The organism is Microlunatus endophyticus, from assembly GCF_014646195.1.
Lineage (GTDB): Bacteria > Actinomycetota > Actinomycetes > Propionibacteriales > Propionibacteriaceae > Microlunatus > Microlunatus endophyticus.
In genome coordinates this window covers 1-19,931 of the sequence record NZ_BMMZ01000019.1, presented here as the reverse complement: position 1 = coordinate 19,931, position 19,931 = coordinate 1, and the positions used below count along the sequence as shown (strand labels likewise).

Here is a 19,931-nt window from a genome sequence, read left to right as displayed (position 1 = left end):
CAGCACGACGGCGATAATCGTCGGCGTGTCTGAAGAGGTCGATCACCACGGCGGAACCGGCGGACCCTATGTCGAGCGCAGCCGCGCCGACTGGGCGGAGCTGGCCAATTCGGCGACGCTGACGCTGACCCAGGAGACACTGTCGTCGCTGCGCGGCATGCAGGACCCGACCAGCCTGACCGATGTCCGCGAGGTCTACCTGCCGCTGACCCGGTTGCTGGCCGAGTACGTCAAGCACACCGGCAACTTGCACCAGGCCAGCAACGATTTCCTGCGGCTGTCCGTCGGCCGGACCCCCTTCGTGATCGGCGTCGCCGGGTCGGTAGCGGTCGGAAAGTCGACGACGGCCCGGCTGCTGCAGTCACTGCTGGCGTCCTGGCCCGATCACCCCAAGGTGGCCCTGGTCACCACGGACGGCTTCCTGCTGCCCAACGCCGAGCTGGAGCGCCGCGGGCTGATGAATCTCAAGGGCTTCCCGGAGTCGTACGACCGGCGGGCGCTGCTGCGGTTCGTGATGGACATCAAGTCCGGCAGGGACAAGGTCACGGCCCCGGTCTACGACCACCTCAGCTACGACATCGTGCCGGACCAGCAGATCGTCGTCGAGCGGCCGGACATCTTGATCATCGAGGGCCTGAACGTGTTGCAGCCGTCCCGGCCGCGCCCGGACGGCACCACCGGACTGGCGTTGTCGGATTTCTTCGACTTCTCGGTCTACATCGACGCCCGGACCGAGGCGATCCGGCAGTGGTACGTGCAGCGGTTCCTGGAATTGCGCCGGACCGCGTTCAGCGATCCGCGGTCCTTCTTCACCCGCTTTGCGACCCTCACCGACGAGGAGGCGGTGCAGACCGCGGAATACATCTGGGACTCGATCAACGGTCCGAACCTGGTCAAGAACGTGTTGCCCACTCGCGGCCGGGCGACCGCGGTGCTCCGCAAGGGCGACGACCACCACATCGAGTGGGTCCGAATAAGGAAGCTGTGACCCTTCAATCGGGCACGGACGAATCAATCGAGCGCGGAGAGCTCCGGGGGCTCGCGCAGGCGACGTAGGAGATCGCGGACGCATTCGGTCAGCCGGGTCCAGGACTCGGCCCCGTCGGCCTCGGAGAAGAGCTTCTCGACCTCGCGGGCCACGTCGGTGGCGGCGAGATAGCCGAAAGTGCCGGCCGACCCGGCCAACTGGTGCGCGATCTCGGCGGCCTCACCGCGCTGTTCGCTGGAGAGCTCACCCTGCTCGCCGATGCTGGCCCAGGCCGCCAGCTCGTCCGCCCGGCCGATATTGCGCGCCCGGGCGCGGTCGGCGATATCGGCGGCCCGGTTGCGGGCGTCCTCGTCGGCGGCCGGATCGCGGGTCCCGGAGCGTACGGCATCGGCCCCGCCGCCGGCGTTCACGGCCTGGCACTCGTGCTTGCTCATGCGGCCCAACCCAGAATGCTGGAGATCCGGTCCGGGAGGGTGAGCGGGTCGAACGGCTTGCCGATCACGCCGGCGACCCCGAGACCGGTGAGCTGCTGATCATCGCGACGGTGCTGCAGCTTGGCCGATAGCAGGATCACCGGCACATTCTGTTCCGATCCCTGGCCGCGCAGCTTCGCCAGGGTTGCCGGGCCGTCAAGCCCCGGCATCATGAGATCGAGCAGGATGACGTCCGGCCTGTGCTCACGCACCTTCTCGACCGCCTCCATCCCGTTGACTGCCACGCGCACGGTCCAGCCACCGACGACCTCAAGGGTCATCTGGACCACCTCTCTGATCGACGCGTCGTCGTCGACGACCAGTACGTCCTTACGCGACATGGCCTCACCGCCGCATCCTTCGAGCCGCATCCTTCGCGCCGTGGCATCCGTCATCGTAATAGGTAGCATGTCCGAGACCTCATGTCACGGCCAGGTCACGGTCCGTCCCGTGAACGAGCGAAGGAATTCTGGTTTGTCGGCACGTCACGCTGAGCGGATCATCCGCCCCGGCGACCTGAGATGGCTGGTGATTCTCGGCGCCGTGGTCGCTGCTGCCCTGATGAGCCTGGCCATCGTGCTGTCCGGACCTCTCTCCTCGGCGACCCGGCTGATCGTCAACAACATCGGACTCGTCGTCTGCGGTTTGGCCGTGATCGTGCTGGCCTGGGTCGCGGCGCGACGGGGCCCGCTCCGGCAGCGCCGGGCCTGGCACCTGCTGTCGATCAGTGCCGTCTTCGTCGTGCTCGCGATCGAGTGGTACGTCGTCTGCGGGACTCTGCGGTGGAACAAGGTGTCCCCGATCGGCGACCTCGGTTTTCTGGCCGCCGGACTGCTCGCAGTGTGGGGGATGGCGTCCTTCCCGACCACCCGCAGGCGCGGCCGCGAGCTGTTGCGGATGGTGCTCGACGGCGTCGTGGTCGGCGGCTCGGTGCTGCTCACCACCGCCGTACTGGCGCTTGCACCGGTGCTCTCCGCCGGGCAGAACCCGTTCTATCGGTTCGACACCATCGGTCTGATGATCATCGACGTGATCGTGGCGACGGTGGCCGGCCTGCTGCTGATCCGCGGTGACCGGGCCGACCGGCCGGTGCAGCTGCTGCTCGCCCTCGGATTCTCGATCTGGGCGGTGACGGACCTGTTCCGCTGGGTCGTCCAGGTCCGCGGCCTGGTCTTCTACCAGACCGCGGGGCCGGTCGGTTGGATGCTCGGTTATTCACTGATCGCATTCGCTGCCCTGCTGCCGGGCCGGATCCGTACCAGTTCGGCCCCCAAGCGCAACGACCAGGCGCCGCCGCTGGGCGACACGGTGATGACCTTCGGGTTGCTGCTGGTGGCCGCAGTCACCAACGCGTTGAGCCGGCCGGCGGTGCTGAATCCCTGGATCGGCGCGCTGTGGCTGCTGCTGGTCGCCGCGGTGGTCGCCCGGCAGTTGCTGCTGATCACCGACAACGAACTGCTCCGCCGGACCCTGGAACGCCGGGTCCACAGCCGCACCCGGGAACTGGCCTCGATGACCCGGCAGAGCGAGCTGTTGCTCAACTCCGTCGGCGACGGGATCTACGGCGTCGACAGCCGCGGGGTGGTGACCTTCGTCAACCCGTCCGGGGCCAGGACACTGGGCTACACCGCCGAGGAGCTGATCGGGCAGCACGCCCATGACCAGTTCCACGCGCCCCAGTCCGACGGCCGGCCGTACGACTACCAGGAGTGCTACATCGCCGAGGCGATCCTGACCGGATTGACCACCAGCGGCGAGGAGGACTTCTATGTCGGCGCCGACGGCCGGCAGATCCCGGTCGAGGTGACTGCCAGCCCGCTACACAGCGAGGGCAGCCGACCGGGCGCGGTGATCGTCTTTCGCGACATCACCTCACGGCGTGAGGTTGACCGGATGAAACAGGAGTTCGTGTCGGTCGTCAGCCATGAACTGCGCACCCCGCTGACCGCGATCCGGGGCTCGCTCGGGCTGCTGTCGGGCGACCGTCTCGGCGCGTTGTCGCCGCAGGCCCGCCGAATGATCGGCATCGCCCTGGACAGCACCGAGCGGCTGGGTCGGTTGGTCAACGACATCCTCGACATCGAGCGGATGGAGTCCGGATCGATGCCGATGGACTTCCGTGATCACGACGTGACCGAGATCATCCAGACCGCGGTGACTCAGTTGCGGCCGATCGCCGCCGAGGCGGGGGTCAGGATCAGCACCGAGCCGACCGTCGGCCAGGTCAACGCCGACGCCGACCGGATCGTGCAGACCCTGGTCAACCTGATCGGCAACGCGATCAAGTTCTCCCCCACCGGTGGTGTGGTGACGGTCGGAGCCGGCCAGTCGGTCACCGCCGGATCGTCCGGACAGCCGATGATCGATTTCACTGTCCGCGACCAGGGCCGGGGTGTGCCGGAGGACAAGCTCGAGCAGATCTTCGAACGCTTCGAGCAGGTGGACTCCTCCGACGGCCGGGAAATGGGCGGCAGCGGGCTGGGGCTATCGATCAGCCGCAGCATCGTCGAGCGGCACGGCGGCCGGATCTGGGCCGAGAGTCCGTACGGCAGCGGCGCGACCTTCCACTTCACGCTTCCGGAGGTGATCCCGACGCCGGAGTCGCCACAGTCCCCCGAGCCCGCGGCAGCGGAGGATCCCGCACCCGGGAACGTCGCCGGTCACCCCTCGGCCGAGTAACTTCCCCGCTATGACTACTCAGCAGTTCCCGGCCATCGACGATCACCTGCCGCGCAAGGTCAGCATCGGCGCGGGCACCGCCCTCAAGGTCGGCTTCTTCTTCGCCCTCGGCGCGACGCTGTTCAGCCTGCTGGTCTCGATCATCGTGGCCATCGTGATCGCGATCCTCGGCATCAGCCTGCTCCCCTCGGACGTCTTCCACTCCTGACCCTCGGCTGGCGATGGGCAGGATCCGAGCAAACTCATGAATCGGCCGTCCGAAACATGAGTTAGCTCGGATTCTGTTGGGCTGTGGATGACGGCCGAGCCCTCCTGCGGGCACTGCCTCAGAATCTTCTGGTGCCGTTGTCAGCCTGGAAGCGTGAGCTGGGATCTGCCGTACGGCCGCAGCCGATCGCGGACCTCGTCGGAAGCGGAGTCGGGCTCGGTCGCGTGTACGGAGGGAAGTCCTGGCGGAAAGCGACGGCCGGCTTCTACGTGCCGCAAGAAGCAGGACGACACGGTGGCGGGGCGGAGGATCGTCGGGCCGGGCGGCTGACCACTGCACAACGCATCCTGGATGCGGCACCACTGCTCGCGAGGGACGCTGCGCTGAGCACCTGGGCGGCAGCATACGTACTGGGCGCCGACTGGTTGGACGGACTCGATCCGTACACCATGGCTGATCTACCGCTCGACATCGTCGCCACGGAGCTGAAGCGCCGATCGACCGGAGCGGTTCGCTACCACTCCTCGCGCCTCGATCCGGCTGATGTCTGGTCCAGGGACGGACTCCGCGTCACATCCCCACGGCGTACGACCTTCGACGCCGTGCGCTGGGCACCGTCGCTCGAGGAGGCTGTGGTCTGCATCGACACGATGACCGCATTCGGGTTGATCCGGTTGCCCGACTTCGCCGACTACGCATCCAGGCATCACCGGTGGGAGGGCATCGCGCAAGCGTTGGCCGCCGTGAAGCTGGCCCGCCCGAATGTCAGGAGTGGTTGGGAGACACGGCTGCGGATGTGCTGGACAGAAGATCTCGGACTGCCGGAACCGCTGGTCAACGTGCCGATCTTCAACCACACCGGACATTTCCTGGGGGCGGCGGACCTGTTCGATCCGGAGTCAGGGCTGGTCGCCGAGTACGACGGCTCTCAGCACCGCGAGGTCCGTCAGCACCACAGCGACAACATCCGCGAGGAGAAGTTCGAGTCGGCCAACCTCGTCGTGGTCCGCTCGGACACCATCGACCTTCGCAAGGAGCGGAAGCTACTGGCCCGCAGGTTGAGTGACGGCTATCGCCGCGGGCAACTCAGGGACCGCCGCCTCGACGACTGGACATTGGACCAGCCTGCTTGGTGGCACGCCCGGATGGGGACGAGATTCCGAGCAAACTCATGATCCGAGCGCGCCGAACATGAGTTTGCTCGGAGTCCGCGCCCCGTTCAGGAGAGGGCGAGCGAGGAGCGGACGACCTCGGCCAGGCGGTCGGCGAGCAGCTGGGCCTGATCGACCGAGGGAGCCTCGACCATCACCCGGACCAGGGATTCGGTACCGGAGGGGCGCAGCAGCACCCGGCCGCTGCTGCCAAGCTCGGCGGTCGCGGCGGCCACCGCATCCCGGACGGCCGGAGCGGAGTCGGTACGAGTCTTGTCGACGTTGGGGACATTGACCAGCACCTGCGGCAGGCGTTCCATGACGCCGGCAAGCTCGCCCAGCGAGGACCCGCTGACAGCCATCCGGTGCATCAGGTGCAGACCGGTGAGGACGCCGTCGCCGGTGGTCGCGTGCTCGGCGAGGACAACGTGCCCGGACTGCTCGCCACCGAGGCCGAAGCCGCCGGCCCGCATCGACTCCAGGACGTAACGGTCGCCGACCTTGGTCTGCTCGACCCGGATCCCGTGCCGGCCCATCGCTTGGGTGAGACCGAGATTGCTCATCACCGTCGCCACCAGAGTCGCTCCGGGGAGCTGGCCGTCGGAATGCATCCCCACTGCCAGGATGGCCATGATCTGGTCGCCGTCGACGACCCGGCCGGTGGCGTCGACCGCAAGGCAACGGTCGGCATCGCCGTCCACCGCGATGCCGAGATCGGCGCCGGTGGAGACGACCGCCTGCTGCAGGCCGGCGATGTGGGTCGACCCGCAGTGATCGTTGATGTTGATGCCGTCGGGTTCGGCGTTGATCACGGTGACGCCGGCGCCGAGCCGGCGATAGCTCTCCGGTGCGGTCCGGAACGCCGCGCCGTTGGCACAGTCGACGACGACCCGGATACCAGCCAGAGCCAGTGCGTCGGTGGACCGTCCGCGGCCGATGCTGCCGACCAGATGGTCGATGTAGCGATCGACCAGCTCCGGCCGATCGACGACCCGGCCGACCTCGGCGCCGGTGGGCCGGCTGCCCGGGGCGCCGAGCCGCGCCTCGATCGCGTCCTCGACCGAGTCCTCGAGTTTGGCACCGCCGCGGGCGAAGAACTTGATCCCGTTGTCGGGCATCGGATTGTGGCTGGCGGAGATCATCACGCCGAAATCAGCGCCGACGGCACCGGTCAGATGGGCCACGGCGGGCGTCGGGAGCACCCCGAGCCGGACGACCTGGACGCCGGCGCTGGCCAAACCGGCCACCACGGCAGCTTCCAGGAATTCACCCGACGCGCGCGGGTCACGGCCGACCAGAGCGGTAGGGCGGGCGCCCGCAGAGCGGCCTGCGTCGGTGAGTACCTGCGCCGCCGAGACTGCCAGGTCGAGCGCCAGATCGGCGGTCAGGTCGGCGTTGGCAACTCCGCGGACGCCATCGGTACCGAACAGCCGACCCATCCGGCCTCCCTGTCAGAACTCAGCCCGGTGAGACATCGGGGCGCACTTATCGCCCGACATTCTCCTGTTACCCCGGCAGGACGGGGTTGATCCGAGCCTACGACTCGACAGGTGCGAGTCGCAGGCCGGAATCGACGGTCAGCGCTTGCTGTACTGCGGAGCCTTGCGGGCCTTCTTCAGGCCGGCCTTCTTGCGCTCCTTGATGCGGGCGTCGCGGGTCAGCATGCCGGCCTTCTTCAGGCCCGGGCGGCTGGCCTCGGAATCGGCCTCGTTCAGTGCTCGGGCTACACCCAGCCGCAGCGCGCCGGCCTGGCCGCTGATGCCACCGCCGTTGATCCGGGCGATGACGTCGTAGGCGCCCTCGACCGCCGCGGTCGTGAAGGGCTCGGAGACGATCTGCTGGTGCACCTTGTTCGGGAAGTAGTCGTCCAGGGTGCGGCCGTTGATCGTCCAGTTACCGGTGCCCGGAACGATCCGGACACGAGCGATGGCCTCCTTGCGGCGGCCGGTCGCAGCAGTCGCGGTGATCACCGCAGGACGGCTGGCCGACTCGGCGGTGCGGACTCCGGCGCTCTCGCTGCGGTAGGAGATCTCCTGGTCACCCTCGGTGAACGGGGTGATCTCTTCCTCGGCTGCAGCCTCGGTCTGGGCCTCGACGGCCTCGGGTGCGTTTTCGGTCACGATCGGTGTATCTCCTGCTTGCGAATTCGACTCGTCACTGGGCGATCTGGGTGATCTCGAAAGCCTGCGGCTTCTGGGCAGTGTGCGGATGCTCAGGACCGGAGTAGACCTTCAGCTTCTTGATCAGCTTCCGGCTCAGGCGGTTCTTCGGGAGCATGCCCCAGACGGCCTTCTCAACGGCCTTGCGCGGATCGGAATCCAGCAGCTCGCCATAGCTGACCGACTTCAGGCCACCCGGACGGCCGGAGTGCCGGTAGGCCAGCTTGTCGGTCCGCTTGTTGCCGGTCAGGGCGATCTTCGACGCGTTCACGATGACGACGAAGTCGCCACCGTCGACATGCGGAGCGAAGGTCGGCTTGTGCTTGCCGCGGAGCAGCGTCGCCGCCTGGACGGCGAGCCGACCGAGGACGACGTCGGTGGCATCGATGACGTGCCATTCCCGGGTGATCTCACCAGGCTTGGGGCTGTACGTGGACACGGCCGCAGACCAATCTTTCTTCGCTTCGATGTTTACTGGATATCGCGGCGGCCCCCGCTGACCCGGAAAGGATCGTCAAGGGCGCACAACGACGCAACGCGATGAGCGCAACAGCGACATAGATTACCTGTGCGGACCAGCCCTGGTCAAAACGCGGGATGCCCGGGCCGCGCAGCGGCCACAGGCACAGCGGCATGCACAGCCGTACGTGGCCCAGATCATAGGTCATTGACAGCCCCCGCAGTAGCCGCAAAACCCCGGGCCGCGTAATTTGTGGCCATGACCGAAACCCTCACCATTCGTGACAACCGGACCGGGCGGGATTACGAGATCCCCATTTCCGACGGCACGATTCGCGCTGCGGATCTGAAACAGATCGCCGTCGAGGGCGAGCCGGGGTTGGCCACCTACGACCCGGGCTTCGTCAACACCGCCTCGTGCCGGAGTTCGGTCACCTACATCGACGGCGATGCGGGCATCCTCGAGTACCGCGGCTATCCGATCGAGCAGCTGGCCGAGTCGTCGACCTTCCTCGAGGTTGCCTACCTGCTGCTCAACGGCGAGCTGCCGACCGAGGATCAGCTCGCTACGTGGACGCACGAGATCACGATGCACACGTTCCTGCACGAGAACATCAAGTCGTTCATGGAGGGGTTCCGGTACGACGCCCACCCGATGGGCATGACGATGGCAGCGGTTTCGGCGCTCTCGACCTTCTACCCGGACGCCACCGACATCCATGACCCGGACAACCGGCGGCTGCAGATCACCCGGCTGATCGCCAAGATGCCCACGATCGGCGCCTTCGTGTTCCGCCACGGCCAGGGCAAGCCGTACGTCTACCCCGACAACGAGTTGTCCTACGTCGAGCGCTTTCTGGCGATGTTGTTCCAGATGAGCGAGCGCAAGTACAACGCCGATCCCCGGCTGGCCAAGGCACTCGAGGTGCTCTTCATCCTGCACGCCGACCACGAGCAAAACTGCTCGGCCAACGCGGTCCGCTCGGTCGGCTCGTCGGGTGTCGATCCCTACTCCGCGGCCGCGGCCGGCGTCGGCGCGCTCTACGGGCCGCTGCACGGCGGCGCCAACGAGGCCGTGCTGAAGATGCTCCGCCGGATCGGCGACGTCTCGAACATTCCCGACTTCATCGACGGCGTCAAGGGCGGCAAGGAACGCCTGATGGGCTTCGGTCACCGGGTCTACAAGAACTACGACCCACGGGCCAAGATCATCAAGAAGGCCGCCGACGACGTCTTCGAGGTCACAGGGGTCAACCCGCTGCTCAAGATCGCCGTGGAGCTGGAGAAGATCGCGCTGGAGGACGACTACTTCGTCTCCCGCAAGCTCTACCCCAACGTCGACTTCTACTCCGGCCTGATCTACGAGGCGCTGGAGTTCCCACCGGAGATGTTCACCGTGCTCTTCGCCATCGGCCGGATGCCCGGCTGGCTGGCCCAGTGGGAGGAACTGGTGAACGACAAGGAGCAGAAGATCGCCCGCCCGAAGCAGATCTACACCGGCGCCCGCACCCGGGACTTCGTCCCGCTCGCGGAGCGCTGAGCCGCACCGAGCAGCCTGCGGGCCGCGGCATGATGGCTGGATGGAGCAGCACACAGGGTGCCTGATCGCGGGCGGCGGCCCGGCCGGCATCATGCTCGGCCTGCTGCTTGCCCGGGCAGGCATCGAAGTGACCGTCGCGGAGAAGCACGGAGACTTCCTGCGCGATTTCCGCGGCGACACCGTGCACGCCTCGACCCTGCAGCTGCTCGGCGAGCTCGGACTCGAGGATCGTTTCCAGGCCATCCCGCATGCCGATCTTGCCGACTACCGGTTGCCGATCGGCAATCATCGCAGCATCGTGCTCGGCGACTTCTCTCGGCTGCCGGCACCGTACGACCACATCTCACTCGCGCCGCAATGGGACCTGCTGTCGTTGCTGGCCGATGCGGCCGCCGAGGAGCCAGGCTTCACCCTGCTGATGAACACCGAGGTGCTCTCCCCCGTTGTCGATCATGGCCGGGTGATCGGCGCCCGGATCCGCAGCGCCGGCCAGGAGTCGGTGATCATGGCGGACCTGACGGTCGCCTGCGACGGCCGGAATTCCGACCTCCGCGCGACCGCGGGGATGGTGCCCGAGGAATACCCGGTGCCGTACGACGTCTGGTGGTTCCGGCTGCCGCGCACCGAGACCGAACGCGCGAACGAGCTGCCGACCCTGCTGCCGACGATCAAACCGCCGGACATCATGTTGGCGATGAGTCATCAGGACTACTACCAGATCGCTTACCTGGCTCGGAAAGGTTCGGAACAACGGCTGCGGGACGAGGGCATCGACTCGTTCCGGCGGAGGATCACCCGACTACGCCCTGATCTTGCCGACCGGGTCGGACAGCTCACCTCGATGGATGATCTTCCGATCCTGGACGTCCGGATGAACCGGTTGCGCCGTTGGCACCGGCCCGGTCTGCTCTGCATCGGCGATGCTGCTCATGCGATGTCGCCGTCGGGCGGTGTCGGCGTCAACCTGGCGATCCAGGATGCGGTCGCGGCAGCCCGTTATCTGGCCGAACCCCTGCGCCAGCACTGGGTGACCGATCATGATCTTGATCAGGTCCGCCGCCGCCGACTCTTCCCGACCGTCTTCCTGCAATCCGGCCAGCGACTGCTGCATACGACGATCTACGAGCCTGCGCTGGCAGGACTGCCGGGCGGATTCGATCTTGCGATCCTGGTGCTGCGACTGCTGCCCTGGCTCTCCGGACCGGTCGGCCGGCTGATCGCCATCGGTCCACGCCCCGAAAGCGCTCCGGACTTCGCCCGCAGTGACGCGCACCGGGACGGTGCCGAACTGCTTGGATAGGCGAGTATGACGAGCTTCATATCGCACACCACGATCGACTGCCACAACGCTTTCGAGTTGTCGCAGTGGTGGAAACAGGTCCTGGGATACGTCGATCTCGATGGCGACCCCAACGAACCGGGTCACGAGGAGTGCATGATCCGGGATCCGGAGACCGGTCATCAGTTGCTGTTCATCGAGGTGCCCGACGAGGAGCTTCCGGCCAAGCGGATCCACCTCGACGTCCGGCCGCGCAGCGGCACCCAGACCGAGGAGGTCGCGCGGCTGGCCCGCATCGGTGCCACCGTGGTCGCCGACCGTCGCGGTTGCTACGGACCGGGTAGCGGATGGGTGGTGCTCGCCGATCCGGAGGGCAACCAGCTCTGCGTGTTGCTCTCCGAGGCCGAGCGTGCCGCGTTCCTGGCCGGTTGACGGATTGATCAACCCCGCTCAGAAGCTGAAGGTCGTGCCACCATCGACGACACCCCGGTACAGCGGGCCGGCGAACTGTTTCAGGGCCTCGTCCAGCGGAAAGCGCTCGGAGACCAACAGCACCGGGATACCGAGATCCGAACCGTGGGCTCCGTAGCGGCCCCGCCACTGGTCGAACTGCGGGTCGGTGACAACCCCGGCGCCGCCGCCGGGAATCAGGATCAACCGCAGCCGTGCCCTTCGGCTGCGGAGCGTGGCGCGATAGCTGGTCTTCAGGATGATGCCGGACAGCGCGGCCCAACTGATCGTCGTCGTCTCCGGGTTCCTTCCGGTGCGCAGGACGATCCCGGCGGCCGTCACCTCGAGATACACCTGCTTCACCGTGCGCTGCCTGAAGATGTCGACCACCATCGCCGCCGCCGCAACAACCGCCAGCGCCCAGACGGAGTTGGCGATCAACCATCCGCTCCGGGTCGAGGTATCGACGGCCTGAGACAGCAACGTGTGACCCACGACGACCACGACGACAACGCCGACGACCAGGATCGCTCTCGCTCGCATCCGATCGTCGAAGTCGCCGACCATCACGGCGCTCAACCGGTGCCGCCCGCTCAGGCTCATCCCCCGACGGTAGCCAAGCAGAGGGTCGCCGAAGGCTCAGCGCGCCCGCTGCACCCGGCCCTCGTCCCAGACCGGCTGATCGGACTCGTACACCTCGCCATCGGCGCCGAAGATCAGGAACCGGTCGAAGCCACGGGCGAACCAGCGGTCATGGGTGACCGCGATCACCGTTCCCTCGAAGGATTCCAGGCCGGCTTCGAGTGCTTCGGCCGATTCGATGTCGAGGTTGTCGGTCGGCTCGTCGAGCAGCAGGCAGGTCACTCCGGACAGCTCCAGCAGGAGGATCTGGAAGCGCGCCTGCTGACCGCCGGAGAGCTGGTCGAATCGTACGTCGGCGGCCTTGGCCAGCTCGTACCGGTCGAGCCGGCGGGCGGCATACTCACGGTCCAGCCCGTCGCGATGATCATCACCGCGGTGCAGGATCTCCAACAACGTCTTGCCGACCAGCTCCGGATGGTTGTGGGTCTGGGCGAAGAGCCCAGGCCTGACCCGCGAGCCCAGCCTGGCGACGCCGGTATGCGCGACCGGAGCAAGATCGCGACCGCCGATCGGTTCTTGATCAACTTCGGGCAGTGTGCCGCCGAGCGCCAGCAGGCGCAGGAAATGCGACTTGCCGGAACCGTTCGAGCCGAGCACGCCGACCCGGTCGCCGAACCAGATCTCGGTCGAGAACGGTCTCATCAGACCGGTCAGTTCAAGATCGTCGACGATCACCGCGCGTTTGGCCGTACGACCGCCGCGCAGCCGCATCGAGACGTGCTGCTCGCGCGGCAGCTCCTGCGGAGGGCCTTCGTCCTCGAAGCGTTGCAGCCGGGTCCGGGCGGCCTGCAGTCGGCTGGCCATGTCGGAGTTGTAGGCAGCCTTCTGCTTGTACATGATCACCAGCTGCTTGAGCTTGGCGTGTTCCTCGTCCCAACGACGACGCAGCTCCTCGAACCGCTCGAACCGCTCCCTCCTGGCCTGGTGGAAGGTGGCGAACCGGCCGCCGTGCACCCACAAGGTGTTGCCGGCCGAGCCGAGCTCGAGGGCTGCGATCGAGGTGGCCGCGTTGGCCAGCAGTTCGCGATCGTGGCTGACCAGCAGCACGGTCTTGCGGGTGCTTTGCAGCTGGCTCTCCAGCCACTGCTTGCCCGGCACGTCCAGATAGTTGTCCGGCTCGTCCAGCAGCAGCACCTCGTCCGGCCCGCGCAACAGTGCCTCGAGCGCCAGGCGCTTCTGCTCGCCTCCGGACAGGGTGTTGACCTCCCGCCACTTGGCCCGGTCGTAGTCGACGCCGATCGCCGCCGTGCAGCAGGCGTCGAAGGTGACCTCCGCGTCGTAACCGCCGGCGTCGGCGTATTCCGCCAGGGCTGCCGCATAGGCCAACTGGGAGCGTTCGCTGTCGTCGCTCATCAGCTGAAGCTCGAGCCGGTCTACCTCGGCGACGGCTTGGCGCAGCCGCGGCGGTGCGAGCGAGAAGAGCAGGTCCCGGACGGTCGAGGAGTCCCGGATGCTGCCGATGAACTGCCGCATCACCCCGAGCCCGCCACTGCGGGTGACGGCACCGTCGGTCGGCTGCAGGTCGCCGGCGACGATCCGCAACAGCGTCGTCTTGCCGGCTCCGTTGGGACCGACCAGGGCGACCACGGCGCCGTCGCCGACCCGGAAAGAGACGTCGTCCAGCAACGGCCGGCCGTCGGGGAGGTGGAATGACACTCCGGCCAGTTCCACATGTCCCACGCGCCCCAGGGTAGACGCCGGGCCCGTGGACGGCCATCAGATTTCAGACCACGGTCGTACCCCCGCGTTGGCCGGCGGAGTAACAATGGATCCATGGCCAGCCCCGCAGACAGCCAGCAGACAGCGAACCGCAACACCCGCCAGCGCAGACGGATGCTCGCCTGGGTCGCACCGCTCGCCGCAGCAGCACTGGCGGTCGGCGGCGGCGTACTGGCCAGTAACAATGCCAGTGCCGAGCCGCCGCTCCCGAAGAAGACCGCCCAGCAGTTGCTGACCGCGGTCGCCGGTGCGAAGGTCCCTGGGCTGTCCGGCACGGTCACCGAGACCGCCAACCTCGGCCTGCCGTCGTTGCCGACCGGCAGCCAGGGCGGCCCGATGTCGTCCTCGGACTTCTCCGACCTGGTCAGCGGCACCCATACCCTGAAGGTCTGGACCAGCGGCCAGGACAAGTCCCGCGTCGCGCTGCTGGGGACCTACGGCGAGTCCGACCTGATCCGCAACGGCAAGCAGGCCTGGCTGTGGTCGAGCAAGGACAAGCAGGCGATCCACACTCGCTACGTCGGTTCGGCGCCCGACTCCATGCAGCCAGGTGACCTTTCGCAGGCCCAGACGCCCCAACAGCTGGCGGAGCAGGCGCTCAAGGCGATCGACCCGACCACCACGGTCTCCGTCTCCCGCAATGTCACGGTCGCCGGCCGACCGGCGTACGAGCTGGTGCTGGCACCGAAGGACGACCGCTCGCTGGTCGGCCAGGTGATGATCGCGGTCGACGCCAAGACCTCGACACCACTGCAGGTCGCGGTCACGGCCGACGGCCAGACCAAGCCGGCGCTGTCGGCCGGGTTCACCAAGATCGACTTCGCGGTGCCGGACGCCTCGACCTTCAGCTTCAGCCCGCCGAAGGGCACCAAGGTCACCCAGCACACGGTCACGGCGCCGTCCAAGCGTGATCGCGCCGACGCCAGGAAGCACGCCAAGGACGCCGCGTCCAAGACCACAGTGGTCGGCAAGGGCTGGACCTCGGTGGTGATCGCCAAGGCTGATCAGACCGCGCTCGGCAAGTCCGGCAAATCCGGTGGCAACGCCCAACTCCAGGCACTGCCCCGGGTCTCGGGCTCGTGGGGTTCCGGTCGACTGCTGAGCGGCGCGCTGTTCAGCGCAGTGATCACCGACGACGGCCGGATCGCCGTCGGCGCGGTACGCCCGCAGCTGCTCTACGACGCTCTGCAGAAGTAGCCGGCACTGTCCAGCGACTCGTCCGGGCTCGCGGTCCAGACCTCGGGGCTCACCAAGCGGTTCCGGCACCAACTGGCGGTCGATCGTGTTGATCTCGAGGTGCCACGCGGCGCGGTCTACGGTTTCCTCGGCCCGAACGGATCCGGCAAGACGACGACGATCCGGATGCTGCTCGGGCTGATCCAGCCGACCTCCGGCACGCCGACGGTGCTGGGCGAACCGATCCCGCAACGGGTCGCGTACGCCCTGCCCAAGGTCGGGTCGCTGGTCGAGGGACCGGCGTTCCACCCGTACCTGTCCGGCCGGCGCAATCTCGTACGCCTCGACGCCGCGGATCCACAGGCATCGCGCCGGACCGCCGGCAGCCGGATCGACGCCGCCCTGGAACGGGTCGGGCTGATGCCGGCAGCGGACAAGAACTACCGCGCCTATTCGCTCGGCATGCGGCAACGGCTGGCGATCGCCGGCGCGCTGCTGCAGCCGCGGGAACTGCTGATCCTGGACGAGCCGACCAACGGGCTCGACCCGCAGGGCACCCGGGAAGTACGCCACCTGGTGTCCGATCTCGCCGACGACGGCGCGACGGTGCTGATCAGCTCGCACTTGCTCAGCGAGGTCGAGCAGATCTGCAGCCATGTCGGCGTGATGCACGCAGGCAAGCTGCTCGCCCAAGGGACGCTGGACGAGCTACGCGCCCAGACCGCACCGACCGTACGACTGGAGACCAGCGACCCGCAGACCGCGATCGAGATCATGAAGCGGCTCGGGCTGAAGCGCCCCCGCAGCGAGCGGACCGGAGATCATCATCTGATCAGCGCCGAACTCGGCGCGGTCGAGGTGGCCGCGATCGTGCCCGCGCTGGTGGCCGGGGACGTACCGGTGCTCGGATTCCGCGCTGCGGCGCAGAGTCTTGAAGACGTGTTCGTCGGCCTGACCGGGGAGGGATTCGATGTCAGCGGCTGAGGCTGGGACGGCTGAGGCTGGGACGGCTGAGGCTGGGACGGTCGGACGCGCGCCGAATCCGGTCGTTTCCTGGGTGCGGCTTTTCGCCTCCGAATGTCGGTTGGTGCTCACCCGACGGCGCAACATCGCCGGCCTCGCGGTCCTGTCCGCGGTGCCGATCCTGATCGCGGTGGCGGTGAAGATCTGGGGCGTTGGTGGCGGCGGCCCGAGTTTCGTCGATTCGATCACCGCCAACGGACTCTTCGTCGCCCTGGCAGCCCTGGCGGTCGAGTTGCCACTCTTCCTGCCGCTGGCGGTGTCCTGGATCGCCGGTGACTCGATCGCCGGAGAGGCCAACCTCGGCACCCTGCGCTATCTGCTGGCGGTGCCCGTCGGCCGGACCCGGTTGCTGACCGTGAAGTATGCCAGCCTGGTCTTCTTCTCGCTGTGTGCGACCCTGCTGGTCGCCGTCGTCGGCGGACTGATCGGCTCCATCCTCTTCGGCACCGGGTCGATGTTCCTGTTGTCGGGCAACACGATCAGCTTCGGAGCCACGGTTCTGCGGCTGCTGCTGGTCTGCTGCTATCTGGCGGCCGGCTTCGCCGCGCTGGGCGCGATCGGGCTCTTCGTGTCGACCCTGACCGAGCAGCCGATCGGCGCGACCGTCGCGACGGTGCTGATCAACGTCGGGATGTTCGTACTGGACACGATCAGCCAGCTGGACTGGTTGCACCCGTACCTGCTCACCCACTGGTGGATGTCCTTCGGCGACCTGCTGCGGTCCCCGATCTACACCGGCGACCTGAACCGCGGCCTGCTGACCGCCCTGGCGTACGCGATCGTCTTCTGGCTCGCCGCTTGGGCCCGCTTCCGCGCCAAGGACGTCACCTCCTAGCTCGCTCCACTTCGGTCCCAGGCGGATTGCCCCCGCTTCCCCACCGTGCGCGCGCTTCCCGGGCAAGGGAAGCGGGCGCACTGACGGGAAGCGAGAGCCGTACGAAGTGGAGCGAGGATCGCTGGTGCGGGCCGATCCGGGCCGACGGCATAAACTCACCGGGTGGGAAAGAGCCGTCCGTCAGCAGCGAGCCGCCGCCCGGCGACCAGACCGGGTTCGTCGGCGACCGGGAACACGTCCGGGAACCAGGCCACGACCAAGACGGCGACCCGCTATCCCAAGGGGGTGCCGGCGGACCGCTCCGCGACGCCCCGGCGATCAGTGGGTCAGCAGGCCCGGCTCTGGCTGCTCTCGCTGTGCGGCGCCGTGCCGGGCGCGATCGCGGTCTACCTCACGAACGACTACTGGGTCGGCGCCTGGGTCTTCCTCGCCGTTGTCATCGTGCTGGGGATCCTGCTCTACGCCTACGAGAAGCGGAAGAAGCAGTGAGCCGCCCGGAATCGGAATCTCGTTCGGCATTGGAACTGGTCGAGCAGAAGAATCGCCGCGGGGTCGTCTCCTTCGTCCGCCGCAGCCCACGGCTGACGCCGCAGCAACAACGCCTCTGGGACAGCTATGCCGACCGCTGGCTGCTCGAGGTTCCCCGGCACCACAACAGCACCTCGATCGATCCCGATCATGACGTCGATCTGACCGCAGCCTTCGGCCGGCAGGCACCGTTGATCATCGAGATCGGCCCCGGGATGGGCGAGTCACTGGCCCCGATGGCCGCGGCCCGCCCGGACTTCAACGTGCTGGCCTTCGAGGTCTACCGTCCGGCGATCGCGCGGATCCTGGCCAAGCTGGAGAAGTACGAGGTCGAGAACGTCCGGGTCGTCCAGGCCAATGCCGTCGAGGGGCTGCGCCACCTTGCTCCCGAGGCCGGGATCGCCGAGCTGTGGATGTTCTTTCCCGATCCCTGGCACAAGTCCAAACACCGCAAGCGTCGGCTCCTCAACCACGAATTCGCCGAGCTGGTCGCCTCGCGGCTGCAGCCGGGTGCGATCTGGCGACTGGCCACCGACTGGGCCGACTATGCCCGCCAGATGCGGACGGTGCTGGATGATCATCCGGGCTTCGAGAGCCTCTCCCCCGGCTCGTACGCCCCCCGCTGGGCAGAGCGACCGGTCACCAAATTCGAGCAGCGCGGCATCGACGAGGGTCGGGAGATCTTCGACCTCTCCTACCGTCGGACCTCGTGATCATGGCGCTGGAGACCGATGCGACCGAACGCTGGCGGCTCGACGTCAGCTACCGCGGCACCGATTTCGCCGGCTGGGCGGCCCAACCCGGTCACCGCACCGTCCAGGGCGAGCTCGAGCTGTGGCTCCCGCGGGTGCTCCGCGTCGATCATGCGCTTGGACTGGTCGTCGCCGGCCGGACCGACGCCGGAGTCCACGCCCGCGGCCAGGTCTGCCACTTGGACTGCGCTCCCGGCGTGATCACCGACGACGGAGCGAGTCTGTTGCGACGTCTGGCGCGCGTGCTGCCGAGCGATGTCGTCGTACGGGCCGTGCGCCGGGCACCTGCGGGGTTCGACGCCCGCTTCTCGGCCCTGCAACGCGGGTACGCGTACCGGCTCAGCGATGCCGGCGTACCGGTCGATCCGCTGCATCGCGATCAGGTCGCGATCTGGCCGCGCGAACTTGATCTTGAGGCGATGAACACGGCCGCCCGATCGCTACTGGGACTGCGGGACTTCGCCGCCTTCTGCAAGCGTCGGGACGGCGCGACGACGATCCGCACCTTGATCGAATTGTCCGGCGATCGCATCGACCATGGTCCATTGGCCGGCGTGATCGAATTCCGGGTCGTGGCGGATGCCTTCTGTCACTCGATGGTGCGGTCCCTGATCGGCGGCCTGGTACGGGTCGGCGAGGGCGCACGAGAGATCGACTGGGTGTCCACGGTCGCCCGACGAGGCGTCCGCGACAGCGGAATCCAGGTGATGCCGGCCGCCGGCCTGACCTTGGAGCAGGTCAGCTACCCGGCCGATGATCAACTGGCCGCTCGTGCCGTCGAATCACGCCGGTTGCGTACGGTGTGACGCGATGACCGATCACTACTTCACCAATTCGCCGTCGGCCGGCACGAACCGGCAGACCACGACGGCGACGATTTGGGGCACCGAATACCAGTTCATCACCGCCAGCGGGGTGTTCGCGCGGTCCGGGCTGGACATCGCCACCAACGTACTGCTGCGGTCTCTCGACCCGCCGACCGCGGCAAGCCGGCTCTGTGACGTCGGCTGCGGCTACGGGCCGATCGCCGTCGCGCTTGCCGATCACTGCCCGCGGGCGCGCGTCGATGCAGTCGACGTCAACGATGCCGCACTGGCCTTGTGCGCAGAGAATGCCGGGTTGGCCGGCGTCGCCGATCGGGTGATCACATTACGTCCGGAACAGAGCGATCCAGCGGCCCGCTACGACGAGATCTGGTCGAATCCGCCGATCCGGATCGGCAAGCAGGCGCTGCACGAACTGCTGCTGCAGTGGCTGCCGCGGCTGGCATCGGACGGCGTGATGCGGATGGTGGTCGGCAAGAATCTCGGCGCCGACTCGCTGCAGTCCTGGCTGACCGAGCAGGGCTATCCGTGCGACCGCGTCGCCAGCGCCAAGGGGTTCCGGGTGCTGGCCGCACGTCCAAGATCATCAGCGCTGTGATCATCTGGACGTGATCATCTGGACTGTGAGCGCCATGATCCGGCGCTGTCGGTCCGGACTAAGATGGGTGGTCAGTCGCCGACCGCGATGTTCACTTCACGAGTAAGGGACAAGGATTCACATGGCCGTCTATGAGCTGCCCGATCTGCCCTACGACTACGCAGCCCTCGAGCCCCACATCTCGGGCAAGATCATGGAACTCCACCACGACAAGCACCACGCCACCTACGTCGCCGGCATCAACACCGCCCTGGACCAACTCGCCGAAGCCCGCGACAAAAACAGCCTCGGCACCGTCGCCGGCCTCGAGAAGAACCTCGCCTTCAACCTCGGCGGCCACATCAACCACTCCGTCTTCTGGCCCAACCTCTCCCCCAACGGCGGCGACAAACCCACCGGCGACCTCGCCGCCGCCATCGACGAATACTTCGGCTCCTTCGACGGCTTC

22 protein-coding genes are annotated in these 19,931 nt (G+C 67.5%); 15 read left to right on the top strand and 7 right to left on the bottom strand.

The annotated features are described in order from the left end of the window. Positions 1–16: 16 nt before the first annotated feature. Positions 17–988: a type I pantothenate kinase gene (gene coaA, locus IEY07_RS23040; protein ID WP_373288914.1), complete on the top strand. Its 972-nt coding sequence runs from the start codon at positions 17–19 to the stop codon at positions 986–988. A 23-nt stretch (positions 989–1,011) separates the two neighbouring features. Here coaA and IEY07_RS23035 read toward each other — a convergent pair whose 3' ends face one another. Next, entirely contained in the window at positions 1,012–1,422 is a 411-nt protein-coding gene (locus IEY07_RS23035; protein ID WP_188898344.1) for an Hpt domain-containing protein, read from the bottom strand. Beyond that, on the bottom strand, positions 1,419–1,802 hold the full coding sequence (locus IEY07_RS23030; protein ID WP_188898342.1) for a response regulator: 384 nt from the start codon (positions 1,800–1,802) through the stop codon (positions 1,419–1,421). The genes IEY07_RS23035 and IEY07_RS23030 overlap by 4 nt, the downstream gene beginning before the upstream one ends. Before the next feature lie 133 nt (positions 1,803–1,935). Between IEY07_RS23030 and IEY07_RS23025 the strand changes: the two genes are divergently transcribed. The 3 genes from IEY07_RS23025 to IEY07_RS23015 all read left to right on the top strand — a co-directional run bounded on the left by IEY07_RS23025 (position 1,936) and on the right by IEY07_RS23015 (position 5,523). Continuing rightward, positions 1,936–4,140 (top strand): ATP-binding protein, encoded by a 2,205-nt coding sequence (locus IEY07_RS23025; RefSeq protein ID WP_188898340.1) that lies wholly within the window; start codon positions 1,936–1,938, stop codon positions 4,138–4,140. Between the two features lie 10 nt (positions 4,141–4,150). Continuing rightward, positions 4,151–4,348 carry a hypothetical protein gene (locus IEY07_RS23020; RefSeq protein ID WP_188898338.1) on the top strand — a complete coding sequence of 66 codons (198 nt, stop codon included), beginning with the start codon at positions 4,151–4,153 and terminating at the stop codon, positions 4,346–4,348. A gap of 131 nt (positions 4,349–4,479) precedes the next feature. Then, on the top strand, positions 4,480–5,523 hold the full coding sequence (locus tag IEY07_RS23015) for a putative endonuclease domain-containing protein (protein ID WP_188898336.1): 1,044 nt from the start codon (positions 4,480–4,482) through the stop codon (positions 5,521–5,523). 44 nt (positions 5,524–5,567) lie between these two features. On the opposite strand, the gene glmM is transcribed toward IEY07_RS23015, so the two are convergent. The 3 genes from glmM to rplM form a co-directional block, all read right to left on the bottom strand. Continuing rightward, complete coding sequence (gene glmM, locus IEY07_RS23010; RefSeq protein WP_188898334.1) at positions 5,568–6,938, bottom strand: phosphoglucosamine mutase; 1,371 nt, start codon at positions 6,936–6,938, stop codon at positions 5,568–5,570. A gap of 138 nt (positions 6,939–7,076) precedes the next feature. Then, a complete protein-coding gene (gene rpsI / locus IEY07_RS23005) occupies positions 7,077–7,619 on the bottom strand; it encodes a 30S ribosomal protein S9 (RefSeq protein ID WP_188898332.1) in 543 nt (180 codons plus the stop codon). Between the two features lie 34 nt (positions 7,620–7,653). After that, entirely contained in the window at positions 7,654–8,097 is a 444-nt protein-coding gene (gene rplM / locus IEY07_RS23000) for a 50S ribosomal protein L13 (protein WP_188898330.1), read from the bottom strand. A gap of 279 nt (positions 8,098–8,376) precedes the next feature. Here rplM and IEY07_RS22995 point away from each other — a divergent pair, with 279 nt between their 5' ends. From IEY07_RS22995 to IEY07_RS22985, 3 genes are read left to right on the top strand one after another with little or no spacing between them, the layout of a single operon-like run. Then, positions 8,377–9,657: a citrate synthase gene (locus IEY07_RS22995; RefSeq protein ID WP_188898327.1), complete on the top strand. Its 1,281-nt coding sequence runs from the start codon at positions 8,377–8,379 to the stop codon at positions 9,655–9,657. Between the two features lie 40 nt (positions 9,658–9,697). Further along, a complete protein-coding gene (locus tag IEY07_RS22990) occupies positions 9,698–10,957 on the top strand; it encodes an FAD-dependent oxidoreductase (RefSeq protein ID WP_188898325.1) in 1,260 nt (419 codons plus the stop codon). 6 nt (positions 10,958–10,963) lie between these two features. Beyond that, positions 10,964–11,368: a VOC family protein gene (locus IEY07_RS22985; protein WP_188898323.1), complete on the top strand. Its 405-nt coding sequence runs from the start codon at positions 10,964–10,966 to the stop codon at positions 11,366–11,368. 18 nt (positions 11,369–11,386) lie between these two features. On the opposite strand, the gene IEY07_RS22980 is transcribed toward IEY07_RS22985, so the two are convergent. Continuing rightward, the gene (locus tag IEY07_RS22980) at positions 11,387–11,989 is read right to left on the bottom strand and encodes a hypothetical protein (RefSeq protein ID WP_188898321.1); all 603 of its coding nucleotides are present in this window, start codon (positions 11,987–11,989) and stop codon (positions 11,387–11,389) included. A 36-nt stretch (positions 11,990–12,025) separates the two neighbouring features. Then, entirely contained in the window at positions 12,026–13,708 is a 1,683-nt protein-coding gene (locus IEY07_RS22975) for an ABC-F family ATP-binding cassette domain-containing protein (RefSeq protein WP_188898319.1), read from the bottom strand. Positions 13,709–13,801: 93 nt separating this feature from the next. Between IEY07_RS22975 and IEY07_RS22970 the strand changes: the two genes are divergently transcribed. The 8 genes from IEY07_RS22970 to IEY07_RS22935 form a co-directional block, all read left to right on the top strand. After that, the gene (locus IEY07_RS22970; RefSeq protein WP_229670569.1) at positions 13,802–14,944 is read left to right on the top strand and encodes a LolA family protein; all 1,143 of its coding nucleotides are present in this window, start codon (positions 13,802–13,804) and stop codon (positions 14,942–14,944) included. A 99-nt stretch (positions 14,945–15,043) separates the two neighbouring features. Further along, the gene (locus tag IEY07_RS22965; RefSeq protein ID WP_229670568.1) at positions 15,044–15,907 is read left to right on the top strand and encodes an ABC transporter ATP-binding protein; all 864 of its coding nucleotides are present in this window, start codon (positions 15,044–15,046) and stop codon (positions 15,905–15,907) included. Between the two features lie 103 nt (positions 15,908–16,010). Further along, the gene (locus tag IEY07_RS22960; RefSeq protein ID WP_229670567.1) at positions 16,011–16,781 is read left to right on the top strand and encodes an ABC transporter permease; all 771 of its coding nucleotides are present in this window, start codon (positions 16,011–16,013) and stop codon (positions 16,779–16,781) included. 162 nt (positions 16,782–16,943) lie between these two features. Further along, positions 16,944–17,270, top strand: a complete 327-nt coding sequence (locus tag IEY07_RS22955; protein ID WP_188898315.1) for a hypothetical protein — start codon at positions 16,944–16,946, stop codon at positions 17,268–17,270. Further along, entirely contained in the window at positions 17,267–18,022 is a 756-nt protein-coding gene (gene trmB, locus IEY07_RS22950; RefSeq protein WP_229670566.1) for a tRNA (guanosine(46)-N7)-methyltransferase TrmB, read from the top strand. Before IEY07_RS22955 ends, trmB begins: the two co-directional genes overlap by 4 nt. Positions 18,023–18,024: 2 nt before the next feature. Then, on the top strand, positions 18,025–18,867 hold the full coding sequence (gene truA, locus IEY07_RS22945; RefSeq protein ID WP_188898394.1) for a tRNA pseudouridine(38-40) synthase TruA: 843 nt from the start codon (positions 18,025–18,027) through the stop codon (positions 18,865–18,867). Between the two features lie 4 nt (positions 18,868–18,871). Beyond that, a complete protein-coding gene (locus tag IEY07_RS22940; protein ID WP_188898313.1) occupies positions 18,872–19,483 on the top strand; it encodes a class I SAM-dependent methyltransferase in 612 nt (203 codons plus the stop codon). Between the two features lie 121 nt (positions 19,484–19,604). Continuing rightward, the coding region (locus tag IEY07_RS22935; protein WP_188898311.1) for a superoxide dismutase at positions 19,605–19,931 on the top strand (327 nt) is incomplete at its 3' end.

Bases quoted from the DNA above. Each gene is read 5' to 3' on its own strand.
- truA (WP_188898394.1), top strand. From the start codon at position 18,025: ATGGCGCTGGAGACCGATGCGACCGAACGCTGGCGGCTCGACGTCAGC.
- IEY07_RS23020 (WP_188898338.1), top strand. From the start codon at position 4,151: ATGACTACTCAGCAGTTCCCGGCCATCGACGATCACCTGCCGCGCAAG.
- IEY07_RS22995 (WP_188898327.1), top strand. From the start codon at position 8,377: ATGACCGAAACCCTCACCATTCGTGACAACCGGACCGGGCGGGATTAC.
- IEY07_RS22970 (WP_229670569.1), top strand. From the start codon at position 13,802: ATGGCCAGCCCCGCAGACAGCCAGCAGACAGCGAACCGCAACACCCGC.
- IEY07_RS22980 (WP_188898321.1), bottom strand. From the start codon at position 11,989: ATGAGCCTGAGCGGGCGGCACCGGTTGAGCGCCGTGATGGTCGGCGAC.
- IEY07_RS22940 (WP_188898313.1), top strand. From the start codon at position 18,872: ATGACCGATCACTACTTCACCAATTCGCCGTCGGCCGGCACGAACCGG.
- IEY07_RS22990 (WP_188898325.1), top strand. From the start codon at position 9,698: ATGGAGCAGCACACAGGGTGCCTGATCGCGGGCGGCGGCCCGGCCGGC.
- glmM (WP_188898334.1), bottom strand. From the start codon at position 6,938: ATGGGTCGGCTGTTCGGTACCGATGGCGTCCGCGGAGTTGCCAACGCC.
- IEY07_RS23030 (WP_188898342.1), bottom strand. From the start codon at position 1,802: ATGTCGCGTAAGGACGTACTGGTCGTCGACGACGACGCGTCGATCAGA.
- IEY07_RS23035 (WP_188898344.1), bottom strand. From the start codon at position 1,422: ATGAGCAAGCACGAGTGCCAGGCCGTGAACGCCGGCGGCGGGGCCGAT.
- IEY07_RS22985 (WP_188898323.1), top strand. From the start codon at position 10,964: ATGACGAGCTTCATATCGCACACCACGATCGACTGCCACAACGCTTTC.